Annotated in this window: 15 protein-coding genes; 10 read left to right on the top strand and 5 right to left on the bottom strand. The window is 72.5% G+C overall.

Features of this window, described 5'->3' with window-relative positions:
• Window positions 1-17: 17 nt before the first annotated feature.
• Entirely contained in the window at window positions 18-1334 is a 1317-nt protein-coding gene (locus ACPU2J_RS24020; RefSeq protein WP_423833964.1) for a PucR family transcriptional regulator, read from the bottom strand.
• Between the two features lie 158 nt (window positions 1335-1492).
• On the opposite strand from ACPU2J_RS24020, the gene ACPU2J_RS24025 reads away from it, so the two are divergent.
• From ACPU2J_RS24025 to ACPU2J_RS24035, 3 genes are all read left to right on the top strand, one after another.
• The gene (locus ACPU2J_RS24025) at window positions 1493-2419 is read left to right on the top strand and encodes a proline dehydrogenase family protein (protein WP_365079882.1); all 927 of its coding nucleotides are present in this window, start codon (window positions 1493-1495) and stop codon (window positions 2417-2419) included.
• 31 nt (window positions 2420-2450) lie between these two features.
• Window positions 2451-4082, top strand: a complete 1632-nt coding sequence (gene pruA, locus ACPU2J_RS24030; protein WP_420079510.1) for an L-glutamate gamma-semialdehyde dehydrogenase — start codon at window positions 2451-2453, stop codon at window positions 4080-4082.
• Between the two features lie 253 nt (window positions 4083-4335).
• Entirely contained in the window at window positions 4336-5010 is a 675-nt protein-coding gene (locus ACPU2J_RS24035; protein WP_420079509.1) for a hypothetical protein, read from the top strand.
• Here the strand turns inward: ACPU2J_RS24035 and ACPU2J_RS24040 are convergent.
• The gene (locus tag ACPU2J_RS24040) at window positions 4994-5695 is read right to left on the bottom strand and encodes a nitroreductase family protein (RefSeq protein WP_420079508.1); all 702 of its coding nucleotides are present in this window, start codon (window positions 5693-5695) and stop codon (window positions 4994-4996) included. The genes ACPU2J_RS24035 and ACPU2J_RS24040 overlap by 17 nt on opposite strands.
• Window positions 5696-5884: 189 nt before the next feature.
• On the opposite strand from ACPU2J_RS24040, the gene ACPU2J_RS24045 reads away from it, so the two are divergent.
• Window positions 5885-6421, top strand: a complete 537-nt coding sequence (locus tag ACPU2J_RS24045; protein WP_420079507.1) for a GNAT family N-acetyltransferase — start codon at window positions 5885-5887, stop codon at window positions 6419-6421.
• A 17-nt stretch (window positions 6422-6438) separates the two neighbouring features.
• Here ACPU2J_RS24045 and ACPU2J_RS24050 read toward each other — a convergent pair whose 3' ends face one another.
• Entirely contained in the window at window positions 6439-8466 is a 2028-nt protein-coding gene (locus tag ACPU2J_RS24050) for a phosphocholine-specific phospholipase C (RefSeq protein ID WP_423833965.1), read from the bottom strand.
• Window positions 8467-8585: 119 nt separating this feature from the next.
• The gene (locus ACPU2J_RS24055) at window positions 8586-9599 is read right to left on the bottom strand and encodes an NADP-dependent oxidoreductase (protein ID WP_420079505.1); all 1014 of its coding nucleotides are present in this window, start codon (window positions 9597-9599) and stop codon (window positions 8586-8588) included.
• Between the two features lie 101 nt (window positions 9600-9700).
• Between ACPU2J_RS24055 and ACPU2J_RS24060 the strand changes: the two genes are divergently transcribed.
• The 4 genes from ACPU2J_RS24060 (at window position 9701) to ACPU2J_RS24075 (ending at window position 13425) form a co-directional block, all read left to right on the top strand.
• A complete protein-coding gene (locus ACPU2J_RS24060) occupies window positions 9701-10582 on the top strand; it encodes a LysR family transcriptional regulator (protein WP_420079504.1) in 882 nt (293 codons plus the stop codon).
• A gap of 260 nt (window positions 10583-10842) precedes the next feature.
• Window positions 10843-10971, top strand: coding sequence for a hypothetical protein (locus tag ACPU2J_RS24065; protein WP_257856696.1), 129 nt, complete (start codon window positions 10843-10845; stop codon window positions 10969-10971).
• A 102-nt stretch (window positions 10972-11073) separates the two neighbouring features.
• The gene (locus ACPU2J_RS24070; RefSeq protein WP_361594891.1) at window positions 11074-12114 is read left to right on the top strand and encodes a 3-isopropylmalate dehydrogenase; all 1041 of its coding nucleotides are present in this window, start codon (window positions 11074-11076) and stop codon (window positions 12112-12114) included.
• 225 nt (window positions 12115-12339) lie between these two features.
• Window positions 12340-13425, top strand: coding sequence for a branched-chain amino acid aminotransferase (locus tag ACPU2J_RS24075; protein ID WP_365497022.1), 1086 nt, complete (start codon window positions 12340-12342; stop codon window positions 13423-13425).
• Between the two features lie 75 nt (window positions 13426-13500).
• Here ACPU2J_RS24075 and ACPU2J_RS24080 read toward each other — a convergent pair whose 3' ends face one another.
• Window positions 13501-14928 (bottom strand): cytosine permease, encoded by a 1428-nt coding sequence (locus ACPU2J_RS24080; protein WP_420079503.1) that lies wholly within the window; start codon window positions 14926-14928, stop codon window positions 13501-13503.
• A gap of 254 nt (window positions 14929-15182) precedes the next feature.
• Between ACPU2J_RS24080 and ACPU2J_RS24085 the strand changes: the two genes are divergently transcribed.
• Both ACPU2J_RS24085 and ACPU2J_RS24090 read left to right on the top strand, forming a co-directional pair.
• Window positions 15183-16232 (top strand): agmatine deiminase family protein, encoded by a 1050-nt coding sequence (locus tag ACPU2J_RS24085; RefSeq protein ID WP_365079855.1) that lies wholly within the window; start codon window positions 15183-15185, stop codon window positions 16230-16232.
• A gap of 28 nt (window positions 16233-16260) precedes the next feature.
• Window positions 16261-16890 (top strand): TetR/AcrR family transcriptional regulator, encoded by a 630-nt coding sequence (locus tag ACPU2J_RS24090; RefSeq protein ID WP_423833967.1) that lies wholly within the window; start codon window positions 16261-16263, stop codon window positions 16888-16890.
• Window positions 16891-17065: the final 175 nt, after the last annotated feature.

Consider the following 17065-nt stretch of genomic DNA (forward strand, 5'->3'; position numbering starts at 1 on the left):
GGAAGGGGTGCGGGCGGTCAGGTCAGGCGTGCGGCCTTGAGGGCCATGTGCAGCAGGAGCCGGTCCTCGCCCTCGTCGAGTTCCAGGCCGGTCAGCTGCTCCACCCGGGCGATCCGGTAGTAGAGGGTCTGACGGTGGATGCCGAGGGCCGCGGCCGCACGCCCCGCCTGGCCGGCGCAGTCCAGGAACACCTCGGCGGTACGCGCCAGTTCGCGGTGGGCGGGGGTGAGCAGCGCACGGGCCACCGGATCGTCCGCGGCGTCCGCGGTGAGGCCCGCCAGCATCCGGTACGGGCCGATCCGGGACCACTGGGCGACCGGGCCGAACCGGGGCTGCGCCACCGCCGCCCGTGCCGCCGCGACGGCCTGCTCCCAGGCGGCCGGGAGGTCGGCCAGCCCTCGTACGGGATCGCCCACCCCGGCGGTCATCCGGTGCGCGTCGGAAGCCTCGCCCGCAGGGTGGGCTGACGGTGCGGCCCGGGCCGCCGCCCGGGAGCCGGCCGGCGCCCCGCCGCGCGTCGCAGCTCCGGCCGCCGTGGCCGTGGTCGTGGTCGTCGCCGCGGCCGGCCGGGCCGCGCGGGGCAGCAGCCGGGCCACCGCCGTCAGTGCCGGAGCGAGGGCGTCCGTCGAGCGCAGCCGCAGCAGGACCGCCAGCGCCAGGCCGTCGCCGGGACCCCCACCGGGCGGGCCCCCGGCCGGTCCCGCGCCCCGCCGCGGCACCACGCACACCGCCGCGGCACCCGGCACCGAGGGCGGCGCCTCCCCGGGCCACGGCGTCACGCAGACGGCCGCGTGCAGGCCGTCCCCGGCCGGGCCGAGGGCCGCCCGCAGCGCGGACACCGCCATCTCCTGCTGCCACCCCGGCCCCGCGGTCAGCACCGCGAGGAACTCCCGCGAGAGGTCCGCCCCGGCCTTCGCCTCCTCGGCGAGCAGGACGCCGATCCGCTGGGCCACCTCCATGGCGGCGTCCAGTGCCGCGGCGTCCGGGCCCGCGGCTCCCGGCTCCTGGTCCAGGAGCCACACGTAGCCCTGCACGATGCCCCGGTAGCGCACCGGCAGGCAGATCCGGCCGCGGAACACCCCCGCGTCGGGGGCCGCGGGGATCCGCACGGGGCCGGTGGCGCGGGCGATGCCGAAGCCCTCGAACCAGGCCCGGACGGCCGCCGTCGACTGCCGGGTCAGGATCGACCGGGTGCGCACCGGATCCATGGCCAGGTCGTCGTCGCTGTCGTGGGCGCCGAACGCGATCAGGCGGAAGTCCCGGTTCTCCAGCGTCGCCGGGGCGCCGAGCAGCGCGGAGATCTCGTCCACCAGGTCCTGGTAATCGCCCTTCACCCGGCCATTCTCCCACCCGCGCGGCGGCTCCTCAGACAGATGTATGAGATCCGGGACACGGATGCGTGACAGCTGTCGATGGCAGAGGATCAAAGCGATCCTTAGGTTTCACGGTGGTTTTACTTGAGCTTTCTTCTGCCACCCGCTGGAGGTGCCCCGTGCTGGGTCCCGTGATCCTCGCCGCTTCGCGCAGCGACAAGATGCGCCGTATCGTCTCTGCCGCTCCGGTGACCAAGCCCGTGGTGAACCGGTTCATCCCCGGCGAGACGGTCGACCAGGTCATCCCGATCGTGGAGGAGCTCACGCGGGACGGCCTCGAGGTCACCCTCGACGTCGTCGGCGAGGACATCACCGAGGTGGAGCAGTCCCACGCCGCCCGGGACGCCTACCTCCTGCTCATCGAGCGCCTCGCCGAGCTCGGTCTCGGCGAGAAGGCCGAGATGTCGGTGAAGCTGTCCATGTTCGGCCAGGCGCTGGAGGGCGGCCACGAGCTCGCCCTCGCCAACGTCCGCCCGGTCGTCGAGGCCGCCGCCGCCATCGGCACCACCGTGACCCTCGACGCCGAGGACCACACCACCCTCGACTCGATGTTCGCCATCCACGAGGAGCTGCGGAAGGACTTCCCGCAGACCGGCTGCGTGATCCAGGCCTACCTCTTCCGCACCGAGGCCGACGCCCGCCGGCTCGCCGCCAACGGCAGCCGCGTCCGGATCGTCAAGGGCGCCTACAAGGAGCCCGCCGAGGTCGCCTACCTGGACAAGGCCGAGATCGACAAGGCCTACGTCCGGATCCTGAAGATCCTCATGGAGGGCGAGGGCTACCCGATGATCGGGTCCCACGACCCGCGCCTCATCGCCATCGGCCAGGAGCTCGCCCGCAAGGCCGGGCGCAAGCTGGACGAGTACGAGTTCCAGATGCTGTACGGCATCCGCAGCGAGGAGCACCTGCGGCTGGCCGCCGAGGGACACCGGATGCGTGTCTACACCGCGTACGGGACGGACTGGTACGGCTACTTCATGCGCCGCCTCGCGGAGAAGCCCGCCAACCTGCTCTTCTTCGTCCGCTCGATGATCACCAAGAACTAGCCAAGAACCAGGTCAAGGAGTTACCAGCCCCATGGATGCTGTGACCCAGGTCCCCGCGCCGGTCAACGAGCCGGTCCACTCGTACGCCCCCGGCACCCCGGAGCGCACGCGGCTCGAAGCGCAGCTCAAGCTGCTGTCCGAGAACCCGATCGAACTGCCGATGACGATCAACGGCGTCAAGCGGATGGGCGGCGGCGAGCGTTTCGACGTGGTCCAGCCGCACGACCACAAGTCCGTGCTCGGCACCTACGCCAACGCCACCCAGGCCGACGCCCAGGAGGCCGTCGACGCCGCCCTGGCCGCCGCCCCGGCCTGGCGCGCCATGTCCTTCGACGACCGCGCCGCGATCATCCTGCGCGCCGCCGAGCTGCTGGCCGGACCGTGGCGCGAGAAGCTGGCCGCCTCCACCATGCTGGGCCAGTCGAAGACCGCGCAGCAGGCCGAGATCGACACCCCGTGCGAGCTCGTCGACTTCTGGCGCTTCAACGTCCACTTCGCCCGCCAGATCCTGGCCGAGCAGCCGGTCGCGAACTCCGCCGGCGTGTGGAACCGCAGCGACCACCGCCCGCTCGAGGGCTTCGTCTACGCGATCACGCCGTTCAACTTCACGGCCATCGCCGGCAACCTGCCGACCGCCCCCGCCCTGATGGGCAACGTGGTCCTGTGGAAGCCGTCCCCGACGCAGACCCACGCCGCGGTGCTCCTCATGGAGCTCCTGGAGGAGGCCGGCCTGCCCAAGGGCGTCATCAACCTGGTGACGGGCGACGGCATCGCCGTCTCCGAGGTGGCCCTGAACCACCCCGAGCTCGCCGGCATCCACTTCACCGGCTCGACCAAGACCTTCCAGTACCTGTGGAAGACGGTCGGCAACAACATCGAGACGTACAAGTCCTACCCGCGCCTGGTCGGCGAGACCGGCGGCAAGGACTTCGTCGTCGCGCACCCGTCCGCGGACCGCGCGATCCTGAAGACCGCCCTGACCCGCGGCTCCTTCGAGTTCCAGGGCCAGAAGTGCTCGGCGTCCTCGCGCGCCTACGTGCCGGCCTCCATCTGGAACGACGGCTTCAAGGAAGCCTTCGCGGCCGAGGTCGACGGCATCGCCATGGGTGACGTCCGCGACCTGACCAACTTCATCGGCGCCGTCATCGACGAGCGTTCCTTCGCGAAGAACAAGGCCGCGATCGACCGCGCCAAGGCCGACCCGACCTGCGAGATCGTCGCCGGCGGCACCTACGACGACTCCAAGGGCTACTTCGTCCGCCCGACGGTCATCGTGTGCACCGACCCGGAGAACGAGGTCTTCACGACCGAGTACTTCGGCCCCATCCTCGCCGTGCACGTCTACGAGGACGCCGACTTCGACGCGATGCTGGCCCAGATGGAGTCCGTCTCGGCGTACGCCCTGACCGGCTCGGTCATCGCGGCGGACCGCTACGCGGCCGCCGACGCGATGGAGAAGCTCCGCTTCGCGGCGGGCAACTTCTACATCAACGACAAGTCCACCGGCGCCGTCGTCGGCCAGCAGCCCTTCGGCGGCGGCCGCGCCTCCGGCACCAACGACAAGGCCGGCGCCGCGTCGAACCTGCTCCGCTGGACCTCGACCCGCTCCATCAAGGAGACCCTGGTCCCGCCGACCGAGTACGGCTACCCGCACATGGGCTGATCCCGGCCCCCCCAATGACCCCGCCCCCGTTCCGGTACCCCCAAGTCCGGAGCGGGGGCGGTTTCCATTTCCCCGCCGGACAACTCCTGCCAGCCTGGGCCCAGTTGTCGTGTACGGCAACCAGCTCCACTACCCGGGCCCGGCGCCCCGGGGGAGCCAAGGGCTCTGACGAGTTCCCGTACGGGGTGGGAAGGACCGCAGGAGATACGCAACCTCTACGCGCCCGTACCGGGACCGGCGCCCGGGGAGACGTATGTCCAGGCGCACCGACAACCGCCACCGTGCCGCAACCATCTGCCGCGCAGCCACCGGCCTGGCACACCGCACCTGCGTGCGATGGGCCGCGGACGGTCTGATCACCCGGCACCGCCCGGTGCCGGACGCGGGGACCCCGCAGCAGCAGGCTCTCGAGGCCAGGCTGTTCGCGGCACCCGCCGGGGGCACGGTGCTCGCGCTCACCGCCGTGACGTCCTCCCGTACGGACCCGGCGCTCGCCCTGCACGCCGGCCGCGCCCGAGAGTTCCTGGACGCCGTGCTGCCGCGGCTCGACGGGGCCGGTGTGCTCCACGGGGTTCCCGGGCTGCGCCTCGTACCCGACAGCGGGTCGTGGTGGCTGGCGGACGCCGTCGACCGGGCCCGGGTACGGCTGGTGCACCCCCGGCCCGGGTGGCAGCCGGGGACGAGCGGGCGGGAGGGCGGCGGACCGGACCGGCTGTGGTCCGGCGGCCGCCGTGTTCGGGGTGCGAAGGTGGTGCGGGACTGGCTCGTGCTGCGGCAGGTGCGGGCCGCCATGGAGGCCGGCACGCCCGAGGACCGGGTGCGGATCGGGTTGCGGCTCGCCGAGGCGCTCGGCGGCGGGCAGGCTCCGCCGGCTCCGGAGCAGGCCCCGGAGCCGCCGGGTGGAGAGGCGGTCACACCTCGACGATGACCTGGTCGAGGGATTTGCGGACCAGGTCCGGGACCTCGCAGTCGTCCGCCGGGTAGCCGACCGGGACGACCGCGAAGGCCTTCTCGTTCTCCGGCCGGTTCAGGACGTGGCTCAGGAAGCGCATCGGGCTCGGGGTGTGGATCAGGGCGGCCAGGCCGCTCAGGTGCAGGGCGGACAGGAGCATGCCGACCGCGATGCCGACCGACTCGTCCACGTAGTAGTGCTTGCGCTTCGTGCCGTCCGCGCCGAGCCAGTACCGCTGCTGGAAGACGACGATCAGGGCCGGTGCGTCCGTCAGGTGGGTTTTCACGGCGTCCGTGCCGAGCGGGCGCAGCGCCGCCAGCCACTCGTCGCCGAGCCGGCCCTCGTAGGAGAGCTCCTCCTCCTGCTCCGCGGCCGCGCGGATCTGCCGGCGTACGGCCGGGTCCTTGACCAGGACGAAGGTCCACGGCTGCTGGTGCGCGCCGGACGGCGCCGTCGCCGCGCAGGCGATGGCGTCCCGGACGGCCTGCTCGGGCACCGGGTCGGGGGAGAAGTGGCGCACGGTCCGCCGCTCGTCCATGCGGGTCCGCAACTCGGCGGCGCGCGCCAGGGATTCGGGCTGCGGCATCCGCTCGGGTCGGTAGGCGACCGGCTGGTACGGCAGGCCGTGGGTGGGGGTCCACTGCTGGGTTTCGGGCGACATGAGGCGAGTCTGCCGAGGCGGTGGTCCAGACCGCCAGTGCCGCTTCGGCCGATGGCGGCCGGTGTACGGCGTTCCGCGTCCGCAATCCGGTGCCGGGCGCGGCCGCGTCCTTGGTACGTTCGCCGTACGGGCGACCGGGGCGCGCAGCCCGGACTTCCGCACCTGGTACACCGACTGGCTGGAGCAGTGATGGACACGCGGACCGCGCACACCTCGGAACTGGCCGCGGGCGAGCTCCGCGCGGTCCGGGCGTTGCTCGACGACGCCTTCGACGGGGACTTCGCCGACGAGGACTTCGAGCACGCGCTCGGCGGGATGCACGTGCTGATCGCTGTGGACGGCCGGCTCGCCGCGCACGGCAGCGTCGTGCAGCGGCGGGTCCTGCACCGGGGCCGAGCCCTGCGCACCGGGTACGTGGAGGCCGTGGCCGTACGGGCCGACCTGCGCCGCCGGGGCCTCGGCGGGCGGGTGATGGCCGGGCTGGAACGGGTCGTGGCGGGCGCCTACGTACTGGGTGCGCTGTCGGCGTCGGAGGAGGGGGCCGGGCTGTACCTGGCCCGCGGCTGGTCGGTGTGGCCGGGCGAGGTGGGGGCGCTCTCGCCCGACGGGCCGGTGCGGCTGCCCGAGGAGGAGGGCTCCACCTACGTGTGGGCACCGCCCGGCGGGGTCCGGCCGGACCCCGCCGCGCGGCTCGCCTTCGACTGGCGCGACGGGGACGTCCTGTAGGACACCGGCAAGACGGCCTAGCCCGAGACGCTCGCCGAGCCCGTCTCGATGTGGCCGGTGTAGCGGCGCGACCAGGTGCCGTCGGAGTCGGCCAGGACCGTGAAGTCGTACCAGCCCTTGTGGTAGGCCACCGCGTTGAAGAAGTCCTCGCGCGAGGAGTTCGCCGGGACGGTGTACGTCCACGGCCCGTCCGTGCGGTAGGCGTTGGAGCGGATGGTGAAGGTGACGGGGGAGGCGGAGCTGTTCGTCATCCTGAACCAGATCGCCGTCTTGCCGGTACCGGGCTCCACCGCGAACCGGGCCGCCACCTCGATCGCCCGGCCCGCCTTCGTCGCGTCGCCGATGAAGCGCCGCAGGAAACGGTTCGGCCCGTACATCGAGAGGTCGTACTTCCCGGAGCCGTGCCCGAGCCCGATGTGGAAGTAGTCCGCCGCCGCGCCGCCCGGGTCCACCGTGTACTGCCAGGCCGCCGTGTCCCGGTGCTGGTGCGGGTGGATCGAGAAGTGCGCGGGCCGCTTCGCCTGGGCGCCCTGGTTGGTCATCGAGAACCAGGCCGTGATCTGGCCGGCCGCCCCGAACTCGAAGCGGTCCAGATTGCCGTTGACCTGGTACGGCAGGGCGCGGGCCGGGCGGGTCCCGGGCTCCTGCGCGGGGAGGGCGTTGTCCTGCGGCACCGGGTTGGGCAGCGGGGCGCAGGTGCCCTGGCCGATCACCTTGGCGGTCGACGGGAGGCCGGCGGGGACCCCGTGGACCGGGCGCGCGAAGTCGAAGACGCCGGTCAGGTCGCCCACCACCCTGCGGCGCCAGGCGCTGATGTTCGGGCAGCGGGCGGGGGTGCCGAGGGCGGCGGTCCAGGTCTCCATGAAGCGCAGCACCGAGGTGTGGTCGAAGACCTCCGAGCTGACCCAGCCGCCGCGCGTCCACGGGGACATGACCAGCATGGGCACGCGGAAGCCGAGTCCGATCGGGAGGCCGTCGAGGTACTCGTCGGGGGTGCCGGGCGGGGCGACCGGCGGCGGCACGTGGTCGAAGAAGCCGTCGTTCTCGTCGTAGTTGAGGAAGAGCACGGTGGAGTCGAAGACCTCGGGATCCGCGGCGAGGGCGCGGTAGACCAGGTCCACGAAGTGCGCGCCGTCCCCGGGCGGGGCGTACGGGTGCTCGGAGAAGGCCTCGCTCGCCACGACCCAGGACACCTGCGGGAGGGTGCCGGCGAGGACGTCGGCGCGGATCGCCGCGGCGATGTCGGCGGGGGTGGATCCGGTGACCCTGGGGACGGAGCCCATGCCCCGGTCCCACAGGGGATCGCCGGGGGCGGCTTCGGCGAACCGCCGGAAGTAGGCGAGCCCGTTGTCGCCGTAGTTGTCCTGGGCGTTCTGGTAGACCTTCCAGCTCACCCCGGCCCGCTGGAGCGCCTCCGCGTACGTCTCCCAGGTCAGCCCGGACTCCTCGCCGCCGTCCTTGCTGCCGGCGTCGATCCTCCCGCTCCACAGGAAGGTGCGGTTCGGGCCGGTGGCGCTGAGAGCGGAGCAGAAGTAGGCGTCGCAGATCGTGTAGTGGTCGGCGAGGGCGTAGTGGAAGGGGATGTCGCCCCGGTCCAGGTGGCCGAGCGTCCGGGTGGCACCCACGCCGAGCACCCAGTTGTCCATCCGGCCCCTGTTCCAGGCCGCGTGCTGCGAGGTCCAGCTGTGCGGGAGGTCCCCGGTGCACTGGGCGAGGGTCGCGCCGTCCGCGCCGCCCGCGGGCGGGGTGGCGGACAGCTTCCACGGGTACTGCCGGGCGCCCCAGTTGGGCTGGTTGAAGGTGCTCCAGCCGCCGGGGATGGTGCCGGCGGCGCGGTCGCCGAACCCGCGGACGCCCTTCAGCCTGCCGAAGTAGTGGTCGAAGCTGCGGTTCTCCTGCATCAGGACCACCACGTGCTTCACGTCGGTGAGGGTGCCGCTCGCGGAGGCCGCGGCCGCCGACGTGGGCGCGGCCACGGGCAGGGCCGCCCCCGCCATCAGCCCGGCGCCGATTCCCACGAAACCTCTTCGGCTGATCGGTGTCACTGGCCCCTCGCCTTCCACTGCGGTGCCCCGGCGGCACATCGACGGCAAGGGTGGCGGGGGAGCCTCCAAAGGTCTACAGCCGTGCAGTAAGGGTTCGGTGAACTTCCGTGTGACCTGGCTCAGTTGGCGATCCGCACCAGCATCTTGCCGGTGTTCTCCCCGCGGAGCATGCCCCGGAAGGCGTCCACCGTGTGCTCGAAGCCCTGGACAACGGTGGTGTCGGTGCCGATCCGCCCACTGCGCAGATGGGGGACGAGGAAGTCCTCCAGCTCGTCCTGCAGATTGGTGTGATGACGGACCAATACCCCTTCCAGGCGCAGCGACTTGTGTACGACCTCGAAGAGGTTGCGGGGCGCGGCGGGGGAGCGGTCGCCGTTGTAGGTCGAGACGGCGCCGACCCAGGCGATCCGGCCGAACTCCCGCAGCGCGCCGATCGCCCCCTCCAGGTGCTCGCCGCCCACGTTGTCCACGTAGACGTCGATGCCCTCGGGGGCGGCCTTCGCCAGCTGCTCGCCGACCGGGCCGTCGTGGTAGTCGAAGGCCGCGTCGAAGCCGAGGACGTCCGTGAGGTGGCGGACCTTCGCGGCCGAGCCCGCGCTGCCGATGATCCGCCGCGCGCCCAGCAGCCGGGCGATGTGCCCGGTGGCGGTGCCGACCCCGCCCGCGGCGGCGGAGACGAACAGGTCCTCGCCCTCCCGGAGCGCCGCGGTCCGGGTCAGCGCGGCGTACGCCGTCAGGCCGGTGCCCCCGAGGATCGACAGGTATGCCTCCAGCGGGACGCCCGCGTGGCCGCGCAGCCTGCGGGTGCCGTCCATGCCGAGGGTGACCAGGGCGTGCGTGCGCCAGCCCTCGCGGTGGAAGACCAGGTCGCCCTCGCTCAGCCCGGGGTCGCGGGAGGCGATCACCCGGCCCACCGAGCGGCCCTCCAGCGGGGCGTTCAGCTCGAAGCCGCCCTCGCCGCCGTCCATCAGGCCGCGGTGGTACGGGTCCACGGAGAGCAGCAGGTTCTCCACCAGGGCGGTGCCGGGGCGGGGCTCGGGGACGGGGGAGGAGACGTGGGCGAAGTCGGAGGCGGCGGGGAAGCCGTCGGGGCGGGCGGTCTGGTGGACGGCGCGGGCGGTGTGCGTGGTCATGTCCCGAACGCTAGGAAGGAATCCCGCAGCCGGGCAGGGGGTTGGGTTCATGGAAGTCACACGTCCATGAACGTCACTCATACAACGAGGTGGGGGCCCCGGTGTCCGAACTCCTCCCGCAGGAACTGCGGATCCTGGTCGCCGTCGCGGAGGCGCGCGGCTTCTCCGCCGCGGCCGCGGCGCTGGGCCTCACCCAGTCGGCCGTGTCGCACTCCGTGCGCGGGAGCGAGGCCAAGCTCGGCGCGGTCCTCTTCGAGCGCGGACGGTCCGGGGCGTCGCCCACCCCGGCGGGGGAGCGGGCGGTCGGCCACGCCCGCCGCATCCTGCGGCTGTACGAGGTCATGGGCGCGGAGGCGCGCGGCGCGGCCCGGGGCGGCGGCCGGGACGCGCTCGGCGGGGTCCTGCGCATCGCGGCGTTCCGCAGTGCCGCCCTGCACCTGCTGCCGCCCGCCCTGGAGCGGCTGGCCGCCCGGCACCCCGGGATCCGCCCGGAGGTCCGCGTGGTCCGCGAGATCGGGGCCGGAGCCGCCGGCGAGGTGCTGGCGGGCCGGGCCGACCTGGGCATCGCGACCCTCGGCGGCCCGCACGGCACGCTGCCCGGCCTGCTGACCGGGGTGCTCACTCGGGAGGAGTACCGCCTGGTGCACCCGGCGGGCCACCCGGACCCCAGGGCGCTGCCCCTGATGGACTGGGACGAGAACTGCGGCTCCTACACCCGCTCGTGGTGGCGGGCGCAGGACTGGATCCCGCGGGCCACGGTCACGGCGGAGGACGACGCGATGGTGCTGACCATGGTCGGCCGGGGGCTCGGCATGGCGATCATGCCGGAGCTGTCCCTGAGGGAGGCGACGGACGCCGTGGAGACCACCGGTCTGGGCCCCGGGGGGCCGGTGAGACAGGTGGGATACGTCACTACGCCGGAATCGGCCTCAACCCTGGCCATCAGGGCCCTGATCAGGGAACTCCGTTCCGGGAACGGCTGAAACGGACCTGCGCGGAAGGGCTCTTCGGGGGCTTCCGCGTCTCAGATAGTAGGAAGTCCGAGTAATCGCCGAGACATCCGGCGGGACCTGGCCTAGCTTGGTAGGAGCCGAACGTCTCGCCGATCAGGCGAATGGCGGTCGAGAGCGCGCGCCCCTGGCAGGCAACCCCTGCGGCGCACTGCTCCCCGCCTCTTCCGGCGCCTTGAAGGAACCCCTCATCCGTGGCCCCGCCACGCCGTGATCTCAAGGAGTCGATCACCATGACCGCAACCACCGCCACCCGCCGCGTCCGCCACGCCTCCGCCTCCGCCGACGAGCGCAAGAACGCCGCCGCCGCCCTGCAGCGCGCCCTGGACCGCCGTGACAACGGCGGCTCGACCGGCCACTGACCCGCCCCGGCACATCCACGAGCAGCGCCCGTCCGAGGGCATTCCTCGTCCACATCGTGGACGTGGAATGCCCGAAGGTTGGACGCGGAGTACGGTTCCGACATGTCGACCAGCATCAATCTCGCAGTGATCCCCGGTGACGGCATCGGCCAGGAAGTCGTGGCTCAGGGACTCAAGGTCCTTGCCGCGGTCCTGCCCCAGGACGTGAAGCTGGAGACCCGGCAGTACGACCTCGGGGCCCAGCGCTGGCACCGTACCGGCGAGACCCTCCCGGACGCCGAGCTCGAATCCCTCAGGCACCACGACGCGATCCTGCTGGGCGCCATCGGAGACCCCTCGGTCCCGTCCGGCGTGCTGGAGCGCGGCCTGCTGCTGAAGCTGCGCTTCGCCTTCGACCACTTCATCAACCTGCGCCCGTCGAAGCTGTTCCCCAACACGGCCACCCCGCTCGCCGGCCGTCCGGACATCGACTTCGTCGTCGTCCGCGAGGGCACCGAGGGCCCGTACACGGGCAACGGCGGCAGCCTGCGCACCGGCACCCCGGCCGAGGTCGCCACCGAGGTCAGCGTCAACACGGCCTACGGTGTGGAGCGCGTGGTCCGGGACGCCTACGAGCGCGCCAACTCCCGCCCCCGCAAGAAGCTGACGCTGGTCCACAAGAACAACGTCCTCGTCTACGCGGGCCACCTGTGGAAGAACATCTTCGACACCGTCGGCCGGGAGTACCCCGAGGTCACCACCGACTACCTGCACGTCGACGCCGCGACGATCTTCTTCGTCACCCAGCCGGAGCGCTTCGACGTCATCGTCACGGACAACCTCTTCGGTGACATCCTCACCGACCTGGCCGCCGCCGTGACCGGCGGAATCGGCCTGGCCGCCTCCGGGAACATCAACCCGACCGGCGCCTTCCCCTCCATGTTCGAGCCCGTCCACGGCTCGGCCCCGGACATCGCCGGCACCGGCAAGGCCGACCCGACCGCGACGATCCTCTCGGTCGCCCTCCTGCTGCGCCACCTGGGCTACGAGACCCAGGCCGCCCGCATCGAGGACGCGGTCTCCGCCGACCTCGCGGAGCGCGACGGAACCTTCCGCTCCACCGACGCGATCGGCGACGCACTCGCCGCGCGAGTAGCCGGCTGACCCGGCCGCTCCACCCCAGGAAGCCGCCGGGTCACAATGGGACCCGGCGGCTTCTCCTGTGCGGCCCCCGGGTGCCACCATCTCCTCTGGGCCGCGTCCCCGCTTCTCCGAAGCCTGCCCGCGCGCGATAATCGAACGCGAGGCCGCGGAATGCGGGGAAGCTCGGACGTCCTAGTACGCCGTGAGCGCGGTCCGCCATACACAACCGGTGAAGGACAAGCACTCATGACGACGCCCACGATCGAGCTCAAGCCCTCCTCGAACCCGCTGTCCGACGCGGAGCGCGAGGCGATCCTGGCCAGCCCCGGCTTCGGCCGCCACTTCACCGACCACATGGTGACGATCAAGTGGACCGAGGGCCGCGGCTGGCACGACGCCGAGCTGGTCCCGTACGCGCCGCTCTCGATGGACCCTGCGAACATGACCCTGCACTACGCGCAGACGATCTTCGAGGGGCTCAAGGCCTACCGCCAGCCCGACGGTACCGTCGCCACCTTCCGCCCCGAGGCCAACGCGGAGCGCTTCCAGGCCTCGGCGCGCCGCATGGCGATGCCCGAGCTGCCCGTCGAGCTGTTCATCGACGCCTGTGACGCCCTCATCAAGCAGGACCGCGCCTGGGTGCCGGACTCCGGCGAGTCCTCCCTCTACCTGCGGCCGTTCATGTTCGCCTCCGAGGTCGGTCTCGGCGTGCGTCCGGCCAACGAGTTCCTCTTCATGGTCATCGCCTCGCCCGCCGGCGCCTACTTCCCCGGCGGCGTCAAGCCCGTCTCCGTCTGGCTCTCCGAGGACTACGTCCGCGCGGTCAAGGGCGGCACCGGCGCGGCCAAGACGGGCGGCAACTACGCGGCTTCGCTGGTCGCGCAGGCCGAGGCCGCCTCGCACGGCTGCGACCAGGTGGTCTGGCTCGACGCCGTCGAGCACCGCTGGATCGAGGAGATGGGCGGGATGAACCTGTACTTCGTGTACGGGGACCGCATCGTCACTCCCGAGCTCACCGGCTCGCTCCTGCCCGGCATCACCCGCGACTCCCTCCTCACCATCGCCCGGGACCTGGGCTACACCGCGGAGGAGGGGCGCCTGACCACCGAGGACTGGGAGCGCGACAACGCCAACGGCACGCTCACCGAGGTGTTCGCGTGCGGCACCGCCGCCGTCATCACCCCGGTCGGGTCGGTCAAGTCCAAGGGCGCGAACTGGACCCAGGGCGACGGCGAGCCCGGCGAGGTCACCATGCGCCTGCGCAAGGCCCTGCTGGAGCTCCAGACCGGCCGCAGCGCCGACACCCACGGCTGGATGCACCCGCTCGGCTAGCCGCCACCCGCGTACGGCCACGGGCCCGCACCCCGGATCTCCCCGGGGCGCGGGCCCGTCCGCGTACGGGAGGACTCAGGCGGCCGCGGGCTCCTCGGCGGCGGCGGTCGCCGGGGCCGGAGCGGGAGCGCGGCGGGCGGTGAACGCGGCGTAGACGAGCCCGCCGGTCAGGCCGGACAGGACGAAGGAGCAGTCCACCCCGCCGGTCAGCGAGAGCAGCGGGCCCTCGTAGAAGGGGGTGCTCACGGCGAGCAGGCCGACGGCGGCGCCGATCGCCCAGGAGACGGTGGCGGCGATGTTCCAGCCGGAGCGGTACCAGTAGATCCCGCCCACCGCGCGGCGGTTGAACACCTGGAGCGCGTCGGCGTCGTAGACCCCGCGGCAGCGCGCGTAGCCGATGAGGGTGATCACCGCCCAGGGGGCGCCGATGGCGGTGAGCAGCAGGACGAAGGAGGTCATGGCGGACTGGACGTCCCACTCGAAGGAGCCGACGAAGACGAAGGCGGTGGCGGCGCCCGCCGCCACCAGGGTGGCCGTGGTGCGCGTCGCTCGCGGGACGATCGCGTCGAGGTCCAGGCCCATCGAGTAGAGCATCAGGCCGGCGTTGCCCACCGAGCCGGCCGCGGCGGCGAGCAGCAGCGGTACGAGGTACCAGAACGGCGCTGCCGCGACCAGCGGCCCGGCGTAGTCGGCGCCGGCCCGGGCCGCCAGGGCCGTCCAGGTGCCGAAGAGCTGGGGCACGAGCAGGCCGACCGCGAGGCCGAGCGCGGTGGCCGCGAGCACCTTGCGCGAGCCGTGGCGGCTCGGGGAGATGTAGCGGGTGTAGTCGCCGAGCAGGGTGATGAAGGCGACGGGCCCACTGAGGCCGGCGGCCACGGCGGCGAACAGCCAGGTGGGCCAGAAGGAGCCGAGCAGGTACGCCGTGTCGGGCGGGGCGGCGCTGGTGAAGTCCGGGGCGTAGGCGACGACGCCCAGGGCCAGCAGGGCCACCATGGCGATCGACAGGAACTTGCTCATGCGCAGCAGCAGCCGGTAGCCGAAGACGGACGCGACCACCGTGCAGGCGGCGAGCAGGCCGTACATCACCGCCCGGGTTGCCCCGGTGTCCGGGAGTCCCACGAGCCGGGAGAGCGTCCCGGCCATCACGTCGCCGCCGATCCACAGGGTGAGGGCGGTGTAGCCCAGCGAGAGCAGCAGGCCCACCACCGAACCGACGAGCCGGCCGCGCACGCCGAACTGGGCGCCGCTGGAGGTCGAGAGGTTCGTCGCGGTGCGCAGGGAGACGAGGGCGAGCGGCGCGGTGAAGGCGATGCCGACGAACGTGCCGGTCACGATGGCGGTGACCGAGGGCCACAGACCCAGTCCGAAGGACGGGGGCAGCCAGCCGAAGACGATCACGCCGAGGCAGAGGTTGGAGCCGAGCAGGATCGACATCAGGTCACGGGGCCCGCTCGTCCGCTCCTCCTCGGGAACGGTGTCGACTCCGCGCTGTTCGATGGGCATGGGGGACTCCCTTGGCAGGGCGGGGGGTGGGGCGCCCATTGATTTGAGCGACACTCAATGTGACTCAAGCCTTGCTGCCGGGTCAATGGTTCCCGGCGAGGAAACGAAGAGTTAGAGTGATGCTCTAAGTCTCCGGCCCATGAGGTGGTGGATCGGCGTGCGGCCGGCCTCCCGGCGGGACCACGGCCCGAGCCGGTCCCCCCGACCACCCGTGCCTCCGTACGGCCGGCACAGCCCCTAAGGACCTTGCTGCCATGACTGCCACACAGCCCGCCAAGCCGGTCGCCGCAGGCTTCCGGATGCCCGCCGAGTGGACGCCCCACGAGCGCACCTGGATGGCGTGGCCGAGCCCCAATCCGACCTTCACCGACGAGCGGGAGCTCGCCGCGGCCCGCGAGGCCTGGGGTGCGGTCGCCCGCGCGGTCCGCGCGTACGAACCCGTGACCCTCGTGGTCTCCCCGGGCGACGCCGAGAGCGCCCGCGCCGTCGTCGGCGAGGACGTCGACCTCGTGGAGCGCGAGCTCGACGACGCCTGGATGCGGGACATCGGCCCGACCTTCGTCACCAACGACGCGGGCGAGCTGGCCGCCGTCGACTGGACCTTCAACGGCTGGGGCGCCCAGGAATGGGCCCGCTGGGACCACGACTCGAAGATCGCCCGGCAGGTGTCCGAGCTGGCCGGCACCCGCACCTACAGCACCCCGCTGGTCAACGAGGGCGGCGCCATCCACGTCGACGGCGAGGGCACCGTCCTGCTCACCGACACCGTGCAGCTGGGCAAGGGCCGCAACCCCGACTGGACCCGCGAGCAGGTCGAGGCGGAGATCCACGCGCACCTCGGCACCACCAAGGCCATCTGGCTGCCGTACGGCCTCGCCGGCGACTACGGCACCTACGGCACCCAGGGCCACGTCGACATCGTCGCCGCCTTCGCCCGCCCCGGCGTCGTCCTGGTGCACACCCAGCCCGACCCCTCCCACCCGGACCACGAGCGCTGCAAGACCATCGCGGCCATCCTGCGCGCCTCCACCGACGCCCGCGGCCGGCAGCTGGAGGTCGTCGAGGTCCCGGCGCCCACCGTGCTGGAGGAGGACGGCGAGTGGGTCGACTACTCCTACATCAACCACTACCTCTGCAACGGCGGCGTGGTGCTGTGCGCCTTCGACGACCCGCGTGACGAGGAGGCCGCCGAGATCTTCCGCGGGCTCTTCCCCGAGCGGACCGTGACCCTCGTCGACGCACGTACGATTTTCGCCGGGGGCGGCGGCATCCACTGCATCACCCAGCAGCAGCCGAAGGTCTGACCTCCGGCGACCACACGAAGGAGTGACCATGGCGGCGGGCGGAGCACCGGTACGGGCGGCGCGCAGGAACGCGCCCCCGCGCGAGGACGTCCTCGCCGCCGCCATGGCCACGATCGCCGAACGCGGCCTCGAAGGGCTGACCATGGCCGGCCTCGGCCGCGAGGTCGGCATGAGCAGCGGCCACCTCCTCTACTACTTCCGCAGCAAGGACGAACTGCTGCTGCAGACGCTGGAGTGGAGCGAGGCGGCCCTGGGCGGCGAGCGCCGCGCCCTGCTGTCCCGCCGCGGACCCGTCGCCGAGCGCCTGCGCGCGTACGTGGACCTGTACGTGCCGACGCGGCCCCGGGACCCGCACTGGACGCTGTGGCTGGAGGTCTGGAACCGTTCGCAGAACGCCGGCCCGCAGGAGCGCGAACGGCAGGCCGCCATCGAGGGCGCCTGGCACCGCGACCTGGTGGCCCTGCTCGCCGAGGGCATCTCGCGGGGGGAGCTGCGCCCCGTGGACGCCGAGCGGGTGGCCACCCGCATCCGGGCACTGCTCGACGGGTTCAGCATCCAGCTCGCGGTGGGCCTGCCCACCCTGGACCGGACGGCGATCCTCGTCCACGTCCACGAGTTCCTGGCCGACGCGCTCACCCCCGCCGCCCCGCGGCCGTAGGCCCCGTACGTGGGTGCCCGCATGCTGAGATTGCTGTCCATCCGCGCCGGACGGTGTGGCACACTGCGAGCGTGCCTGCTCAGCTCATGATTATCGCCAGCAGCGCGCCGGTCCCCAGTGGCCGCTGAACCGTGGAAGAACTTCGCGGACGCGGCCACCGTGCCTCGGACCCGCG

This window comes from Streptomyces manipurensis (genome assembly GCF_049570255.1).
GTDB lineage: Bacteria > Actinomycetota > Actinomycetes > Streptomycetales > Streptomycetaceae > Streptomyces > Streptomyces manipurensis.

Excerpts from the sequence above, each read along its gene's own strand:
- pruA (WP_420079510.1), top strand. The coding sequence starts at position 2,451 with ATGGATGCTGTGACCCAGGTCCCCGCGCCGGTCAACGAGCCGGTCCAC.
- ACPU2J_RS24035 (WP_420079509.1), top strand. The coding sequence starts at position 4,336 with ATGTCCAGGCGCACCGACAACCGCCACCGTGCCGCAACCATCTGCCGC.
- ACPU2J_RS24040 (WP_420079508.1), bottom strand. The coding sequence starts at position 5,695 with ATGTCGCCCGAAACCCAGCAGTGGACCCCCACCCACGGCCTGCCGTAC.
- ACPU2J_RS24045 (WP_420079507.1), top strand. The coding sequence starts at position 5,885 with ATGGACACGCGGACCGCGCACACCTCGGAACTGGCCGCGGGCGAGCTC.
- ACPU2J_RS24055 (WP_420079505.1), bottom strand. The coding sequence starts at position 9,599 with ATGACCACGCACACCGCCCGCGCCGTCCACCAGACCGCCCGCCCCGAC.
- ACPU2J_RS24065 (WP_257856696.1), top strand. The coding sequence starts at position 10,843 with ATGACCGCAACCACCGCCACCCGCCGCGTCCGCCACGCCTCCGCCTCC.
- ACPU2J_RS24070 (WP_361594891.1), top strand. The coding sequence starts at position 11,074 with ATGTCGACCAGCATCAATCTCGCAGTGATCCCCGGTGACGGCATCGGC.
- ACPU2J_RS24075 (WP_365497022.1), top strand. The coding sequence starts at position 12,340 with ATGACGACGCCCACGATCGAGCTCAAGCCCTCCTCGAACCCGCTGTCC.
- ACPU2J_RS24080 (WP_420079503.1), bottom strand. The coding sequence starts at position 14,928 with ATGCCCATCGAACAGCGCGGAGTCGACACCGTTCCCGAGGAGGAGCGG.
- ACPU2J_RS24085 (WP_365079855.1), top strand. The coding sequence starts at position 15,183 with ATGACTGCCACACAGCCCGCCAAGCCGGTCGCCGCAGGCTTCCGGATG.
- ACPU2J_RS24090 (WP_423833967.1), top strand. The coding sequence starts at position 16,261 with ATGGCGGCGGGCGGAGCACCGGTACGGGCGGCGCGCAGGAACGCGCCC.